This window comes from Methylobacterium organophilum (genome assembly GCF_022179465.1).
GTDB classification, from domain to species: Bacteria; Pseudomonadota; Alphaproteobacteria; order Rhizobiales; family Beijerinckiaceae; genus Methylobacterium; species Methylobacterium organophilum.
Window position 1 is genome coordinate 1 of record NZ_BPQV01000043.1, and the last position, 268, is coordinate 268.

Below are 268 nucleotides of genomic sequence, written 5' to 3' on the forward strand. Positions count from 1 at the left end.
CCCGCTCGTCCCTCGCGGACCACATCCCCCGACTCAACCGCGTACGAAACGCTTTCCGCCCCGGAGGTCCTTCCGTGACCCGTGTGCTTGTCGTCGAGGACGAGGAGTCCTTCTCCGGCGCCCTGTCGTACATGCTCCGCAAGGAGGGCTTCGAGGTCGCTGTCGCGACCACGGGCCCCGACGGGCTCGACGAGTTCGAGCGCAACGGCGCCGATCTCGTCCTGCTCGACCTGATGCTGCCGGGGCTGCCCGGCACCGAGGTGTGCCG

General features: G+C 69.4%; 1 pseudogene. It reads left to right on the forward strand.

Annotated features, from left to right (window positions below):
• Positions 1–83: 83 nt before the first annotated feature.
• Positions 84–268, forward strand: a pseudogene (gene phoP, locus MFF21_RS23740) (two-component system response regulator PhoP); the annotation flags it as partial.